Genomic DNA, 15,855 nt, shown 5'->3' with positions numbered 1-15,855 from the left:
TTGGTTAGAAAAAAACGGGCTCTAAGAGCCCGTTTTTTTTGTGTTTTTTTTGGGTTTGGCTAAACTGTAGTCATGGCGCTGAAAACAGGCTGTCCAACAATAATGTGAAGAGAGAATAGCCCATGACTAAGTCTGAACTGGTTGAGCTGATTGCGTCGAAGCAGACGCAGCTTTCAGTGAAGGATGTGGAATTGGCCGTGAAAACCGTCATTGAGCACATGTCCCAGTCCCTTGCTGACGGCCAGAGAATTGAAATTCGCGGCTTTGGCAGTTTTTCCTTGCACCACAGGGCAGCCAGAACGGGGCGGAACCCGAAGACGGGTGAAGCGGTTCAGCTTCCTGCCAAGTTTGTACCCCATTTCAAGCCGGGCAAGGAGCTGCGGGAACAGGTCAACGACAGCCTCAAAAAAGGCTACTGATACAACAGATGTTTCAGGGATAGTATTTAACCTGGGCCTGAACTCCCTTCAGGCCCGATTGGAGCTTCACGACTATGGCCGGTTTGCAGAAAGTCCTTCTTATTCTTCTGGTACTTTTTTTGGTCCTGGTCGCGCTTGTCTTTTCCCTGAACAACCAGATGGCGGTCTCCCTCAATTTTCTGGTCTTTGAGACCCAGCCTCATGGCGTGGCCATGTGGATCATCATGGCATTCGTGATTGGTGCATTGATTGGTGTGCTGATTACGTTTCTTGCAACCGTACGCACATCGGTTTCCCGCCGGCACCTTGAAAAACAGCTTGCTCGCACCGAACAGGCACTGCAGAAATCAAGAGCCCAGAACGACCGGACGCTTTAATGGATATCGTACTTCAGTGGCTGCTGCTCACTATAGCGGTCGCAGCGGGTTGGTTTGCCGGCCGCATGGGTGGCAGTAAAGACCGCTCTAAAGTGCCCATCTCGGATGAAGATTCAGTCAGAGACAGGTTACAGTTCCTGTTCACCAACTATTCCGATCAGGCTGTAGAGAACTTTGTGCAGTCTCTTGCCGTGAACCGGGACACGGTGGGCCTGCACCTGTCGATCGGTGCACACTTCCGCCACAAAGGGGAAACAGACCGCGCGATTCTGATTCACCAGAACCTGCTTGCACGTCCTGAACTACCGCCGAAATACTCCCACCAGGTGACCTATGAACTGGCGGTAGACTACCTGAACGCTGGGCTGCTGGATCGCGCTGAGGCGCTGCTGCATCAGTTGATGGGGGATCGTGAATATGGCAAGAAATCCTCCATCCAGTTGATTGAGCTCTACCAGCAGGAAAAGGAATGGAGCAAAGCGGCTCAGGTTGCCCGCACCCTGACCACTGGCGAACATGATCCGGCCATGTTCAAGATGCTCGCCTATATTACCTGTGAGCTTTCAGAAGATGCCCTAAAACAGGATGACCGGTGGCAGGCCCAGAAACTTGCAAAAGAAGCGCTGGATTTCGATCGCTCCTGCGTAAGGGCGACTTTCATCCTGATGCGCCTGCTGATCAGGCAGGGCAGCTATAAGGAAGCGGCAACACAGAGCCTCAAGGTATTTGACCAGAACCCTGATTTTGGGCCGGAAGCCGTTGATCGCCTGTTGAAGCTCGAAAGAGAGCACGGCGATGTAAGCAGGCTGGGTAAGAAACTGGGCAAACTTTACGATACCTGGCCCAGCACCAGTCTGCTGCTGGCACTGGTAGAGGCCGTAGAACGCAGTTCGGGCCGGATGGCGGCCATTGAGTTGCTGCGCCGTGAACTGGAACAGCGCCCGAGTGTGCGAGGCCTGTTGCGGCTTGTCGCCCTTGCCGGTTATGAAAAAGGCATGACCACAGACGAAGAGCGCCTGGTCAGCCGGATAGGTAACATGATGCTGGCCAACCGCCCGGTTTATCGCTGCGTGAACTGCGGTTTCTCCGGTCAGCAGCTGCACTGGCTGTGCCCCAGCTGCAAACAGTGGGAAACCGTGCGCCCGATTCAGGGTGTGGAAGCCGAATAACGCCCAGCCTTATTAATTGAACAGCAACCGATTGCAGGATACCCCCGTGTCGAAGACTGATAACCCGCGCATTATCGTGGCCCTGGATTTTCCCTCTGATAAATTGGCACTGGCGCTGGTTGATCAGCTTGATCCCACTAAATGCCGCCTGAAAGTCGGCAAGGAACTCTTCACCCGCTCCGGCCCCGATCTGGTTCGGGCGCTGAATGCCCGCGGTTTTGAAGTGTTTCTGGACCTGAAATTTCACGACATTCCCAATACCACCGCCGCGGCCGTCGCGGCAGCGGCAGATCTGGGCGTCTGGATGGTTAACGTGCACGCTTCCGGCGGTGAGAAAATGATGGTGGCGTGCCGGGAGCGCCTTGAATCTCTCGGACAGGATCGCCCGTTGCTGATTGCTGTCACCGTCCTGACCAGCATGGGCCCAGAGGACCTTTCCGGCATCGGCATCCAGGGCTCTCCGGAAGCACAGGTCTCCCGCCTGGCAACCCTGACCCGCAACTGCGGTCTCGATGGCGTCGTCTGCTCGGCTCAGGAAGCTCCGACCCTGAAAGCAGAGCAGGGCGCCGACTTCAAACTGATCACTCCGGGTATCCGCCCATTGTCCGCCGACAAAGGCGACCAGCAACGCATCATGACCCCCACAGATGCGATCCGTGCCGGTTCTGACTACCTGGTTATTGGCCGGCCAATTACGCAGGCTGCTGACCCGTTGGGTGCGTTGGAGGCTATTCATGGTGAGGTGGTTTCGGTCTGACTTTTGCGTGGCCTTTTAGTCTGGCCCTAGCCTGGTGATTTTGGTGCCCTGGTGTGGTGGGGCCTACCTCACAAAAAACGCTACAAGCACATCCATGTGCGCTTGGGCTCCGCCATCCATGGCTCCGCACATTTTTGTGAGGTAGGCCCCACCACACCTGTTTGAACCTCTCGGGTATCGCTTGTACTCCAGGGTAGTGTGTAGGTCGGATTAGCGAAGCGTAATCCGACAGAATCTGTTGCGCCCAATCATTGAGTGTTAAACGCTTTGTCGGATTGCGGCTTCGCCTAATCCGACCTACGGTTCTACGGTATTCAACCCATACCCTCGAAATCATCTCGCCTGCAATAACTCCATGGACCAACCCGGCGGGGTAGGACCCCCTTCCCAAAAATGTGCGGAGCCATGGATGGCGGAGCCCAAGCGCCACATGGATGTGCCGTAAGGAGCGTTTTTTGGGAAGGGGGTCCTACCTCGCCGTGACACCGTGACTAACAGGCTGGGGCCGGAGCTTAAAGGTAGATACACAAAACAAAAAAAGCCGCCAATCCAGTGGACTAGCGGCTTTTCGGAATAGTGGCTCCCCGAGCTGGGCTCGAACCAGCGACAAACGGATTAACAGTCCGTTGCTCTACCAACTGAGCTATCGGGGAACGTCGTCTTCAGACGAGGCGCGTATATTAAGATTACCCCACGGCCCCGTCAACCCCTGCCACCAAATTTTAGCCAAGGGCTTTTTGCAGGCGTGAAATCGCTTCTTTCAGGTTTTTCATGCTGGTTGCAAAGCTCAGCCGCATGTGGCCCGGGGAGCCAAATGCGGAACCTGGCACCAGTGCCACGCCGGCATCCTTCAGAAGCTTCTCGGCGAACTCCACGTCATTACCGACCGCCGAATCCGCATCGATGGCGCCCTGGAAGCTGGGGAACACATAGAAGGTACCGTCGCCAACCAGGCATTCCACGCCAGGAAGTTCATTCAGTGCTTTCACCAGGTAATCGTGACGCTCCTTGAAGGCGGTGACCATCTCTTTGACACAATCCTGGGGACCGTCCAGGGCGGCGGTGGCGGCTGCCTGGCTGATCGAGGACGGGTTAGACGTACTCTGGGACTGAATTTTCTTCATGGCGCCAATGATTTTCGCCGGGCCTGCGGCATAGCCGATGCGCCAGCCGGTCATGGAGTAGGCTTTGGAAACTCCGTTCAGCACGAAAGTCCGGTCATACAGCTCCGGTGTCGCGTTCAGGATGTTGCAGAAGGCCGCGCCGGTCCAGAGGATGGGCTCGTACATGTCATCCGTGGCGATCATGACCTGCGGGTGCTTTTTCAGAACCTCGCCAATGGCCTTGAGTTCTTCCAGGGTATAGGCCATGCCGCTGGGGTTGGACGGGCTGTTGATCACGAACAGGCGGGTGCGATCAGTGATCGCGCTTTCCAGCTGTTCCGGGGTGATCTTGAAGCGGGTTTCAGGACCGGTCTCTATGATCACCGGCTTGCCCTCTGCCACCAGCACCATATCCGGGTATGACACCCAGTAGGGTGCGGGAATAATGGCCTCGTCGCCCTTGTTCAGGGTGGCCAGGGCAAGGTTGAAAAAGCTCTGTTTGCCACCACTACTTACGAGAATCTGGTTGGCCTCGTATTCCAGGTCGTTGTCGCGCTTGTACTTGGCGATGATCGCCTTCTTCAGTGCCGGCGTACCATCAACGGCGGTGTACTTGGTTTGCCCGGCCTTGATGGCCTCAATCGCCGCTTCCTTGATGTGGTCGGGGGTATCGAAATCAGGTTCGCCAGCGCCAAGGCCGATGATGTCCTGACCGGCTGCGCGCAGTTCTGCAGCCTTGTTGGTAACGGCGAGGGTTGGGGAGGGCTTGATTGCCTGTACTCGACTGGATAGTTGAAGGTCCAAACTTTGAGCTCCTTAAAGCTGCGGCGAAGAATATGACAGATGTTACCATGATGGGTTTACGACGATAAGTTTCTCAGCAGTTTTCACCCGGCCAGACCCCACACCGACAGATCAAAGGATGCCGCAATACCATGGCGACTTCAGTAAAAGGCGCGCACAGAAAAGACGGTAAATTTACCGTCGCTTCACCTTTTGAACCTGCTGGCGATCAGCCCAAGGCGATTGAAGGGCTGGTGGACGGCATTCACTCGGGGCTGGCGCACCAGACTCTTCTCGGCGTTACCGGGTCAGGCAAGACCTTTACCATTGCGAACGTTATCCAGCAGATTCAGCGTCCGACCATCATCATGGCCCACAACAAGACGTTGGCCGCCCAACTATACGGCGAGTTCCGGGAATTCTTTCCGGATAATGCGGTGGAATACTTCGTCTCTTACTACGACTACTACCAGCCCGAAGCTTACGTACCGTCCTCGGACACCTTTATCGAGAAAGACGCCTCTATCAACGAGCACATTGAACAGATGCGCCTGTCCGCCACCAAGGCGCTGCTCGAACGCCCGGACGCGATCATCGTTGCCACTGTCTCTTCGATTTACGGTCTGGGCGATCCGGAATCCTACCTGAAAATGATGCTGCATCTGGACCGGGGCGACGAGATTGACCAGAGGGATATCCTGCGGCGCCTGGCCGAGCTGCAGTACACCCGCAACGATATAGAGTTCCACCGGGCCAATTATCGTGTGCGCGGTGACGTGATTGATGTGTTCCCGGCGGAATCTGAAAAAGAGGCTATCCGCATTGAGCTGTTCGATGACGAGGTGGAAAATCTCAGCTACTTCGATCCGCTCACCGGTGAAATCCTGCGCCGTGTGCCTCGGGTGACCATTTATCCCAAGTCCCACTACGTGACGCCGCGTCAGAAAGTGCTGGATGCAGTCGAGAACATCAAGGTGGAGCTGGAAGAGCGGCTGACCCAGCTTCGGGACAACAATCGCCTGGTCGAAGCTCAGCGCCTGGAAGAGCGCACCCGCTACGACATCGAGATGATGCTGGAGCTTGGCTATTGCAACGGCATAGAAAACTATTCCCGCTACCTGTCCGGTCGTCAGCCCGGCGAAGCGCCGCCCACGCTGTTTGATTACTTGCCGCCGGATGCGCTGCTGGTGGTGGACGAATCCCACGTCACCATTCCCCAGATCGGGGCCATGTACAAGGGCGACCGGTCCCGTAAGGAAACCCTTGTGGAATACGGTTTCCGCCTGCCCTCGGCACTGGACAACCGCCCAATGCGGTTTGATGAGTGGGAGCGGATTGCGCCCCAGATGGTGTTCGTCTCCGCCACTCCCGGTAAATACGAAGCTGAGTACGCAGGGCAGGTGGTGGAGCAGGTGGTCAGGCCCACCGGTCTGCTGGATCCGGTGATCGAAGTGCGGCCTGCGTCGACCCAGGTGGACGACCTGCTGTCCGAAATCCGGTTGCGTACGGCGGTAAAAGAGCGGGTGCTGGTGACCACGCTCACCAAGCGCATGGCGGAAGATCTCACCGATTTCATGATGGAGCACGACATCAAGGTTCGGTATCTGCACTCGGACATCGACACGGTAGAGCGTGTAGAAATTATCCGTGATCTGCGCCGTGGAGAGTTCGATGTGCTGATCGGCATCAACCTGCTGAGGGAAGGCCTGGACATGCCCGAGGTGTCCCTGGTGGCGATTCTGGACGCAGACAAGGAAGGCTTCCTGCGTTCAGACCGCTCGCTGATCCAGACCATGGGACGAGCTGCTCGTAACGTGAACGGCAAGGCGATTCTCTATGGCGACAACATTACCGGTTCCATGCGACGCGCCATTGATGAAACCGAGCGTCGCCGGACCAAACAGGCTGAACACAATGAAGCCCACGGTATTACACCCACGGGTCTGAACAAGAAGATCGCGGATATTATGGAAGGCGCCGGTGGCGGCGGGCGTGGACGCCGCAAGGCCGAACGGCCCGGCGAAAAGGCCGCAGAGGAGGCCGAACGTTATCGTACGAAGACCGGCGACCGGTCGCCGGAACAGGTTCTTAAGGATCTCGGGAAGCTGGAAGACGATATGTACAAAGCAGCCTCGGATCTTGATTTCGAGAAAGCCGCCCGGCTGCGGGACGAAATTGCCGAACTCAAGGAAGCGGCCCTGCGCATTGGCTAGACCGCGCGCCTGGGCCCGACAATCACCGCCGCCTGTAGCGGCTGGTTCCGGCCATACCGGGACATGCGGTCAAACACCCGCCGGTCAATGGGCAGGTACTGTTTGTCTGCCACCGTCTCGCCGATATCCGTGTCGATCTCCGGGTCGTGCAGATACACAAACTGGTCATCAATCGCACAGACGGTTACCCAGTGGGGCACGCGGCTGCGGTTCAGTTGCCAGGTGCTGATCAGAATAATTGGTACGCGGCCGTCCTCCAGCGCTGATTTCATACCCTCCAGCGACAGCGGGTCATGGTGAAGCTCGATTCCGGTCTGGGCCATGTCGTGGATAAAGCCTTCGTGAACCAGTTCCAGCACCCGCTTTTTATCATCGTTGCGAACGGTATCCTTAAACAGGGCACCTTCCTTGCTGATGTAGGCGCTGGCGTGGAAACCCCGGTGCCAGGCGGCAAGGGCCAGGCCGTGGGGGCCGCAGCCGCCGTGGCCGGCCAGCATGAAAATGGTGGTGGCTTCCCGCCAGATTCTCAGCTCTTCAATGGTGGTCATGGTGGCGTGTTCGTCCATGGCCGCCATCGCCATGATCAGTGCCGCCGGACCGCAGGAAAACTCGGTGGTCTGGGGGTAGTAGGGCACTGCCGGAAAGTCCCGTGACGGTTCATAAAACAGGATTCGCCGTTCAAACCGCAGGGCGTTGGCGTGGTCTTCATAATAGTCGCGGTAGGTGCCGAACTGACGGTAACCCAGGCGGCGATAGAGGTTGATGGCCCCGGGATTATCTTCCCGCACTTCCAGGCGCATGATGATCCGCCCGGCGGCAACCGCGACTTTTTCAGCTTCGCTGATTAAACGCTCACCCACACCGCGGCCTCGCTCGGACGGCTGCACGGCGATGGAGTAGATTCGGGCCAGGCGGGTGGCGGCACTCATCAGCACCAGGCAATAACCCACCAGGCCTTCAGCCGACTCGGCCACAACCAGGCGGTCCCGCGGCATATCCAGGAAACGCCGGAAGCTCCGGCGGGATAACCGGTCTTCAGTAAAACAGCGATTTTCCAGCGCTACCAGAGCGTCAAGATCCTGCGCGCTGGCCTGTCGAAACTGAACCTGATCCATGAAATAGCAAACCCCATAAGCACTGCGTGAGAATAGCAGTTGCCGGGGTAGTATGGGGCAATCCTGTATTTCCGCAAGACGGGCCAGAATGCGTAGAAACACGCACCGGTAACTCGTTGTGGGCCGGGGTTTTCCCGCGTATTGTTGCGAGATTGCAGCGGCCTGCCAGAATCCTCTTCGGGCCGTGTCTATAATGTTATGGAACGTCTTCAGGGAGAAGAGTCGCCGATGTCCCGTTTACTGATTGTGGTTGATCGCGAGAAAGACTGGGCGCCTTATTATCCGAGTGAAGATGTGCTGACGTTTGATCAGTACCTTCAGTCTTCAATCTCAGCGAACAGCCGCACCCGAGTGATCAACCTGTGCCAGAGCGCCCGCTATCTGAGCCGGGGCTATTACTGCTCGTTACTGGCGGAAGCCCGGGGCCATAACGTGGTGCCGTCGGTGATGACGCTGAATGATCTGAGCCGCAAGGGGCTGTTTTCGCTGCAACTGGATGAGCTGGACGACAGCGTTCTGAGCTGGCTTGAGGCATCTGGCGCGGAAATCAGCCCGGACAAGGACGACAAACAGGCTACCCACGAAGTCAAAATCAAAACTTATTTCGGCCAGGCAGAAAATCCGGAGCTCAAACCGGTGGCGAGAGCGCTTTTTGATCGTTTCCCATGCCCGGTTCTGGAAGTGGTCTTCCGCCGTCGCAAGACCTGGCAGATTGTATCCATGAAGCCCGGCTGTCCGGCCGACCTGAAAGGGGAAGAACAGGATCATTTCGCTGCGGCCTTTGACCGCTTCAGCAGCATGGTCTGGCGCAAGCCCAGGGCCCGCCGCAGGTATCGTTTTGATCTGGCCATGCTGGTTAACCCGGACGAGGAAATGCCGCCCAGCGACAAGGTGGCGCTGGACCGCTTCGAGAAAGCCGGGCGCAAGCTTGGTATAAACGTAGAGCAGATTTCCCGCCGGGATTACATGCGCCTGCCGGAATACGACGGCCTGTTCATCCGCGAGACTACCGCCATTGACCACCACACCTATCGCTTTGCCCGCAAGGCGGAGGCCGAAGGCATGGTGGTGATTGATGACCCGGTGTCGATCCTGCGCTGCACCAACAAGGTGTTCCTGGCGGATTTGCTGAAAAACAACAAGGTGCCGACGCCGAAAACACTGATTCTGTCCAAAGACCAGAAAGACAGCGCCGAGCAGGTAATTCGTGAGATCGGCTTCCCGGCGGTGATCAAGATTCCCGACGGCGCTTTTTCCCGTGGCGTTACCAAGGCCGAAGATGAAAAATCGCTGAAAGAAGGGCTGAAAGAGCTTTTCAAACAGTCAGCCCTGGTCCTGGCCCAGGAATACCTCTACACCGATTACGACTGGCGAATTGGCGTATTGGGTGGCCGGGCCATATACGCCTGCAAGTACTTTATGGTGGAAGGTCACTGGCAGATCTATCAGCACGGCGGCGCGGAAGTGGACAGCGGCGGTTTTGAAACCATGCCCACTTATGAAGTACCCAAGAATGTTATACAGGCGGCTCTGAACGCCACGCGGCTGATCGGTAACGGCCTTTACGGGGTGGACATCAAACAGTCGGGCAACCGCGTGGCGGTGATCGAGGTTAACGACAATCCCAGCATTGATTCGGACGTTGAAGACGGGTTCCTGGGCGGTGAACTTTACACCCTGATCATGCAGGAATTTCTGTCGCGGATGGAGGCTAACCGGCGCCGCTGAGTTCTACGGCGCCGGGGCCGGCATGCCTATGGGTGCGAGTACCATATCCTCAGGCTGCCGAACCAGGCGTGGCTCTCCATCTGGCGAGCCAGTTCCCGGGTATCCTGCTGCTCCTGGTGGGGGGCAGGTTCCAGAAACAGCTCCATATGTACCCGGTTTTTCAGGTAGTGCAGTCGTAATCGACTGTTCGGGGGCAGTTCCCCGGGCATTACTTCCTGCAGAGCCTGTCTTATCTGGCCGCGGTCTGGCAGCTTTTCGGAGGTTGGCGACTGGTCATCGTCGTTTTCGGCATCCACATGAAAGTTAATGTCCAGAATGTTGTCCATGGTTGCCCGCATGGCCGTGGCCACCTGCATGCCGATCTGATGGCCTTCGGAAACGCTGATTTCGGGGCGGACCACAAGGTGAATATCCAGCAGGATATCCTGGCCCATTCGGCGGCTTCGCAGTTCGTGCACATCGCGGACACCTTCAATGCCCATCGCAGTATTCCGGAGTCGTTCCGTGTCTTCCGGTGACAGGCCGGTATCAACCAGTTCTTTCACGCTGTCCCAGGTAAATTTCCAGCCAATGTGGATAATCAGTAGCGAGATGGCAATGGCGGCGAGTATGTCCAGCCACAGATAGCCCATCATGGCACCTACGGTGGATACCAGGACTACGACCGAAGAGAAAGCGTCCGTCCGGCTATGCCAGGCGTTGGCAACGATCAGGTCAGATCTTATCGCCAGCCCCACCCGGCGCGTGTATCGATAGATCCATTCTTTACTGAGCACTGAGACTAGTGCTGCAACAAGAATTGGCCATTCTGGAATTCTGGCAACATCAGGGTTCAGTAAGCGCAGGGTATTGTCCCAGGCGAGGGCAGCACCCACGGCGATAAGCAAACTACCCAGAACCATGGTGCCGAGGGTTTCAATGCGCTGGTGGCCGTAAGGGTGCTCCTGATCGGGCTCCTGGCGGGAGACTCGCATCACGGCGACGACAACCAGGTCAGAGGCAACATCGGTGAAGGAGTGGATGCCGTCTACGATTAACGCCTGGGAATGGAACAGTAATCCGGTAATGACTTTTGTAATGCCCAGAACTGCATCGAGAACCATTCCGATCAGAGTGATTCTTGTGGCTTCTGTGCGCTCCATACTGAACGTTTTCTGTCGGTCCGAGGGTGGGGGCAGGGGGTCGGTCATGTAAAACTCTCACCGGATTTTGGAATCAGTATAGCGGGTATTCCCAGGGGTGTTACCAAAAGGATCAACGCACAAATACTGTGCGATTTATGCACATGGTCGCGAACCAGTTACAAACTAACGGTTTGTTTAGATTTTGGCTAAAAATTCTGAGAAAGCTTTATAAGCCATTGATTTAATTGCTTTAAATAACTGGTTAAAAAATAGACAATCTGTAGGCTGGCGCGGTTATCAAGGGTTGGACAGCGATGCCCGGCAATTTTCAACAGGGTTATCCACAGATTCCGTGGAAAAGATCACAACACCTTAACGCGACAGACATTTAACCGTCACACTTCTGGAGTATGCGGATGCTGTGGAAAAGATTCGGTATACTCGCCCCGTTCAAGTCAGCGAGATTGTCTATGTATCCGTTAATGCGAAACCTGTTGTTCCGTTTACCTCCGGAGTCGGCCCATGATCTGTCCCTGGCAGGTCTGGATCTGGCCCACAAGCTCGGTCTGCTCAGAAGGCTGGTGTCCACTCCGGCAGACCTTCCGGTATCGGTGATGGGCCTGGAATTTCCAAACCCTGTGGGTCTTGCGGCCGGTCTCGACAAGAACGCTGATCATCTGGATGCCCTCGGTGATCTGGGGTTTGGATTTATCGAGGTAGGCACAGTCACCCCTCTTGCTCAACCCGGCAACCCGAAGCCCCGTATGTTCCGGCTGACAGAGCACCAGGCGCTGATCAACCGCATGGGCTTTAATAACTACGGGCTCGACCATGTTCTGGATCGGGTCAGTCATCGTCGCTATTCAGGGGTTCTGGGCATTAATGTCGGCAAGAACAAGGCAACGCCGAATGACCAGTCCGAATCTGACTACCGAAAGGGCATCGCCGCTGTATACCCCCACGCGGACTACATCACCGTTAACGTCTCTTCGCCTAACACCCCCGGGCTTCGGGACCTGCAGTTCGGTGATTCCCTGAAAGGCCTGATGTACGCGATAAAAGATGAACAGGCCCGTTGTCAGGCCCAGACCGGACGGTACGTGCCGCTTGCCGTAAAAATTGCGCCGGATATGGACGACGATGGCATCCGCTTCGTGGCTTCTGCGCTTATGGAGAGCGGCCTGGACGGGGTGATCGCGACGAATACCACCATTGGCCGTGATGCTGTTGCTGGCCACCGCCACGCCGACGAGGCCGGCGGTCTTAGCGGTTTGCCGGTGCGCGAACCGTCCACCCGAGTGATTAAAGCGCTGTATGCCGAACTAGGAGACAGGCTTCCAATTATCGGTGTGGGTGGTGTCACCGACGGTAACAGTGCGGCTGAGAAGATTCGTGCCGGAGCAAAACTGGTGCAGTTGTATACCGGGTTTATCTACCGGGGCCCGGCTCTGATAGGCGAGTCGGTAGAGGCTATCCGGGCACTGGGTAACGATTAGAGGAAGGCGGGCAAAAAAAACGGGCCCGCAAGGCGGGCCCGGGCGGGGAATGCACCCCGTGGCGTGTTATCGCATTTTACGGGTCGGGAGGACCCGTTTCGGTTGCTTGATTTGTTGCGCCAATGTTAGTGGTTCGTGTTAAAAGATCAGAGTTAAGATTCGGGGATAAGTCAGGCCGTCACGTTGGCTAACTTATGGATACCGGATACGCCGGTCATGCCATCCCATTGGTCTGTGCGGCCCTCTCGCCACCCGTTGAGCCATTCCTGGCGGTGTTCAGCTTGATCCAACGGGCAACTGTCTTTGGCTTTACCGGATACTCCGGCCAGGTAGCCCCGTTTGAATGCACGAGCGTACATATCTCTTTTCTGTCTTTTCATGCCGTTCCTCATTAATAGATTAACAGAACATGTGTGTGCACACCTGCCGTGGCCAGAGACTGGAATCACCCTTCCGGGGTAACCCGCTATTGTCACTATCGACCAGAGCAGTCAGGATCCTGTTAACGGTGAACAATTGGCTCACCGGAACGACGCGTCTTTTACAAGGTAGTTCGGACTTGACGGCCTTGTACACTAATTATTTCGTCTATATTTCGTGTTTTTATCACCATAAGGTATAAAAACACCGGTCTCTTAATGGAAAATGCGCCATACCATGACTTTAGCGTTGCCGATGCCTTCAGGAGATTCTCGTGCCAGAACTTAATTTTTTTGTAACCTGTCCAAAGGGGCTGGAATACCTGCTGGAAGACGAGCTTCAGACATTTGGTATGGAGCCCGTTCAGAACGCTCCCGCCGGAGTCTGGGCAAATGGCACGTTGGAAGCGGGTTATCGGGCCTGTCTCTGGTCGCGTCTGGCGAACCGGGTGATTCTTCATCTCGCAGATGTCGATGCCACCTCCGCAGACAACCTGCTGGGCGGGGTTACTGATTTACCCTGGGAAGACCACGTGCCAGTGACCGGCAGCCTGCGGGTCAATTTTGTGGGTCAGAACGATGAAATCCGCAACACACAGTTTGGCGCCCAGCGGGTCAAGGATGGCATTGTCGACCGACTTCGGACCGCCAGTGGCCAACGCCCGTCTGTGGATGCAAAAGATCCGGACGTCACCGTTTCTGCCCGCCTGCACCGGGGCAAGCTGTCCGTCGGTATCGATCTCAGTGGCGACAGTCTGCACAAACGTGGATATCGCACAGAAAAGGGTGCTGCGCCGCTGAAAGAGAATCTTGCGGCGGCATTGTTGCTGCGCGCTGGCTGGCCTGACATTGCGCGATCCGGTGGCGATTTTCTGGACCCCATGTGCGGGTCCGGCACTCTGGTGATCGAGGCGGCCATGATGGCCATGGACCTGGCGCCGGGCCGCAAACGAGAGCGCTGGGGTTTTACCCGCTGGCTGGGCCACGATGCGGAGCTCTGGCTCGGGCTGCGTCAGGAAGCCGAACGGCGCGCCCACGAGGGGCGACAGGCGGTGGTTCAGCAGCAGATTCAGTTCTTTGGTTCAGATCAGGACCCGAAAGTGATTGCCACTGCCCGGAACAATGTCCAGCGGGCGGGGCTAGGTGAGCAGATTACTTTGGAGCGGCGGGATATTTCCGCGCTGGCGGCGGAATCTGAGAACAAGGTACCGGGACTGGCGCTGGTTAATCCCCCTTATGGTGAGCGGCTCAGCGAGCTGAAGGAATTGGGCGCGCTCTATCGATCCCTGGGCGAGGCTGTTAAAGGCGCGCTTCCTGGCTGGCGCCTGGGCGTGTTTACCGGCGCGCCGGAATACGGCAAATCCCTGGGCCTTCGCAGCTACAAACAGTACAAACTCTACAACGGCAAGATTCCGGCCCAGCTTCTGCTGTTTACCGTTGACGAGGCCAGCGCCCGGACCTCCCGCGCGCCGGATGTGCCGGGGCAGCTCACGCCAAGAATCACCAATGAGGAACGCGCAGATATGCTGCGCAATCGTCTCAAGAAGAATCTGAAAACCATCGGCCAGTGGGCGCGGAAGCAGGATATCGGTTGCTACCGGCTTTACGATGCCGACATGCCGGAATTTGCCCTGGCCATCGATGTGTATGAGGGCAGGGTGCACGTCCAGGAATATATGGCGCCCAAATCCGTGGACGAAGGCTCGGCCCGGGAACGTCTCGCGGAAGCCATGGCGGTGATTCCAGACGCGCTGGGTATCGACAGTAGCGACATGGTCTGCAAACAGCGTCAGCGCCAGACTGGTCTCAATCAGTATGAGAAGCAGGAAGCCAGCGGCGAATTTTTCACAGTTCACGAACACGGCTGTGCTTTCCGTGTGAACCTGAAGGACTACCTTGATACCGGCCTGTTCCTGGACCATCGACCGGTGCGGCATTGGATACAGCGTCACGCCGCCGGCAAACGTTTTCTCAACCTCTTCTGTTACACCGGTGCGGCAACCGTCCATGCCGCTGCGGGAGGCGCTAGCCGCTCCCTGAGCCTGGATATGTCTAAGACCTATGTGAAGTGGGCGCAGGACAATCTGGCACTCAATGGCGCTGACCTGACCCATCACCGGGTAGAGCAGGCGGATTGTCTCCAGTGGCTGGCAGAAAAGCCGGGGTCGGACCAGCGTTTCGACCTGATCTTCATGGATCCGCCGACGTTTTCGAACTCTGCGCGAATGGCCGGGGTGCTGGATATCCAGAAAGATCACGCCCGGCTGATCAGCCAGGCCATGCAGAGACTGACGTCTGAAGGTTTATTGATCTTTTCTAACAACTTCCGGCGTTTCAAACTCGATGACAGTGTTGAAGCGGATTACGCAGTGCTGGAGGTCAGCAAGGATACACTGGACAAGGATTTCCAGCGCAACGCTCGAATTCATCGCTGCTGGCACATTCAGCATAAAATCTGAGTTGCGGATTTCCTGAAAAGGCTGGAGAAGACGTTCCAGCCCTTCAGAATTCGTACTTGGCCCCGACTGAATATTGAAAAACGTTGGCGTTGGTTTCGGTGTCCTCGAACAGCTTGCCCCCTTCGAGGAACACGAAGCCGTTATCGATTACTTCGAAATCCAGGCCCAGAAGCCAACTGACGCTGAAGGAACTGCCGGGGTATTTGTTGTCGGCAATGTCCTGATAATTCTGGCCGCGTTGACCGTCGGTCAGTTTCGCGTCACCTTTGACATGGGTAAAGCCGAACTGGGCGTATGCGTTGGAGTAACTGGTGATGGGGTAGTGGCCGCCAAAATACCAACTGGCAAAATAATCAAGGTCTACCTCAAGTTGCTGGTCCACCGTGCCAGGGGTTACGCCAGTGCCAAGCCGCAGCTCGGCATGAAAATACTCCGAAACGTGAGTACCGATGAGCAGTGCCGCGGCGCTGGACCATCCCTGCCCGTTCAGTGTTTCGTCCACTGACCGATGGTTTACCCGGGTACCCATGACGCCGAGGTAGGTGCGGCCTTCGCGCATTTCTTCCCGGGCACTTGCCGATTGGGATACAAGCAGGGTGGCGGGAAAAAGGGCGATAGCGAATGTCAGATTCGCCAGAGATTTCATCGGCTGCAGAGACTTCATGTTCATGCGGTTCCTGACGTTTAAGGGAC

Annotated in this window: 13 protein-coding genes and 1 tRNA gene; 8 read left to right on the top strand and 6 right to left on the bottom strand. The window is 56.5% G+C overall.

Features of this window, described 5'->3' with window-relative positions; all coding sequences use genetic code 11:
- The first annotated feature begins 122 nt into the window (after positions 1-122).
- From E5Q11_RS05125 to pyrF, 4 genes are all read left to right on the top strand, one after another.
- Positions 123-419 carry an integration host factor subunit beta gene (locus E5Q11_RS05125; RefSeq protein WP_135802285.1) on the top strand — a complete coding sequence of 99 codons (297 nt, stop codon included), beginning with the start codon at positions 123-125 and terminating at the stop codon, positions 417-419.
- Positions 420-493: 74 nt separating this feature from the next.
- A complete protein-coding gene (locus E5Q11_RS05120) occupies positions 494-796 on the top strand; it encodes a LapA family protein (protein WP_135802284.1) in 303 nt (100 codons plus the stop codon).
- Positions 796-1,965 (top strand): lipopolysaccharide assembly protein LapB, encoded by a 1,170-nt coding sequence (gene lapB / locus E5Q11_RS05115; protein ID WP_135802283.1) that lies wholly within the window; start codon positions 796-798, stop codon positions 1,963-1,965. Before E5Q11_RS05120 ends, lapB begins: the two co-directional genes overlap by 1 nt.
- A 46-nt stretch (positions 1,966-2,011) precedes the next feature.
- Positions 2,012-2,722, top strand: coding sequence for an orotidine-5'-phosphate decarboxylase (gene pyrF, locus E5Q11_RS05110; protein ID WP_135802282.1), 711 nt, complete (start codon positions 2,012-2,014; stop codon positions 2,720-2,722).
- A 577-nt stretch (positions 2,723-3,299) separates the two neighbouring features.
- Here the strand turns inward: pyrF and E5Q11_RS05105 are convergent.
- Both E5Q11_RS05105 and E5Q11_RS05100 read right to left on the bottom strand, forming a co-directional pair.
- Positions 3,300-3,375: transfer RNA gene (locus tag E5Q11_RS05105), tRNA-Asn, on the bottom strand.
- A gap of 69 nt (positions 3,376-3,444) precedes the next feature.
- Positions 3,445-4,629: a pyridoxal phosphate-dependent aminotransferase gene (locus E5Q11_RS05100; protein WP_135802281.1), complete on the bottom strand. Its 1,185-nt coding sequence runs from the start codon at positions 4,627-4,629 to the stop codon at positions 3,445-3,447.
- A 131-nt stretch (positions 4,630-4,760) separates the two neighbouring features.
- Here E5Q11_RS05100 and uvrB point away from each other — a divergent pair, with 131 nt between their 5' ends.
- Positions 4,761-6,821: an excinuclease ABC subunit UvrB gene (uvrB, locus tag E5Q11_RS05095; protein ID WP_135802280.1), complete on the top strand. Its 2,061-nt coding sequence runs from the start codon at positions 4,761-4,763 to the stop codon at positions 6,819-6,821.
- On the opposite strand, the gene E5Q11_RS05090 is transcribed toward uvrB, so the two are convergent.
- Positions 6,818-7,936, bottom strand: coding sequence for a GNAT family N-acetyltransferase/peptidase C39 family protein (locus E5Q11_RS05090; RefSeq protein WP_135802279.1), 1,119 nt, complete (start codon positions 7,934-7,936; stop codon positions 6,818-6,820). The two genes, uvrB and E5Q11_RS05090, sit on opposite strands and share 4 nt — an antisense overlap.
- A gap of 228 nt (positions 7,937-8,164) precedes the next feature.
- On the opposite strand from E5Q11_RS05090, the gene E5Q11_RS05085 reads away from it, so the two are divergent.
- Entirely contained in the window at positions 8,165-9,664 is a 1,500-nt protein-coding gene (locus E5Q11_RS05085; RefSeq protein ID WP_135802278.1) for a RimK family protein, read from the top strand.
- A gap of 26 nt (positions 9,665-9,690) precedes the next feature.
- Here the strand turns inward: E5Q11_RS05085 and E5Q11_RS05080 are convergent, their stop codons facing one another.
- Positions 9,691-10,854, bottom strand: a complete 1,164-nt coding sequence (locus E5Q11_RS05080; protein ID WP_135802277.1) for a cation diffusion facilitator family transporter — start codon at positions 10,852-10,854, stop codon at positions 9,691-9,693.
- 404 nt (positions 10,855-11,258) lie between these two features.
- Between E5Q11_RS05080 and E5Q11_RS05075 the strand changes: the two genes are divergently transcribed.
- Positions 11,259-12,284, top strand: coding sequence for a quinone-dependent dihydroorotate dehydrogenase (locus E5Q11_RS05075; RefSeq protein ID WP_135802442.1), 1,026 nt, complete (start codon positions 11,259-11,261; stop codon positions 12,282-12,284).
- A gap of 170 nt (positions 12,285-12,454) precedes the next feature.
- Here E5Q11_RS05075 and rmf read toward each other — a convergent pair whose 3' ends face one another.
- Positions 12,455-12,664: a ribosome modulation factor gene (gene rmf / locus E5Q11_RS05070; RefSeq protein WP_135802276.1), complete on the bottom strand. Its 210-nt coding sequence runs from the start codon at positions 12,662-12,664 to the stop codon at positions 12,455-12,457.
- A gap of 314 nt (positions 12,665-12,978) precedes the next feature.
- On the opposite strand from rmf, the gene rlmKL reads away from it, so the two are divergent.
- A complete protein-coding gene (rlmKL, locus tag E5Q11_RS05065; RefSeq protein ID WP_135802275.1) occupies positions 12,979-15,162 on the top strand; it encodes a bifunctional 23S rRNA (guanine(2069)-N(7))-methyltransferase RlmK/23S rRNA (guanine(2445)-N(2))-methyltransferase RlmL in 2,184 nt (727 codons plus the stop codon).
- Between the two features lie 43 nt (positions 15,163-15,205).
- On the opposite strand, the gene E5Q11_RS05060 is transcribed toward rlmKL, so the two are convergent.
- The gene (locus tag E5Q11_RS05060; protein ID WP_135802274.1) at positions 15,206-15,826 is read right to left on the bottom strand and encodes an outer membrane beta-barrel protein; all 621 of its coding nucleotides are present in this window, start codon (positions 15,824-15,826) and stop codon (positions 15,206-15,208) included.
- Positions 15,827-15,855: the final 29 nt, after the last annotated feature.

This window comes from Marinobacter confluentis, assembly GCF_004785685.1.
Classification (GTDB): Bacteria; Pseudomonadota; Gammaproteobacteria; order Pseudomonadales; family Oleiphilaceae; genus Marinobacter; species Marinobacter confluentis.
The sequence above is the reverse complement of the archived record's forward strand: the minus strand, read 5'-3'. Positions and strand labels throughout refer to the sequence as shown.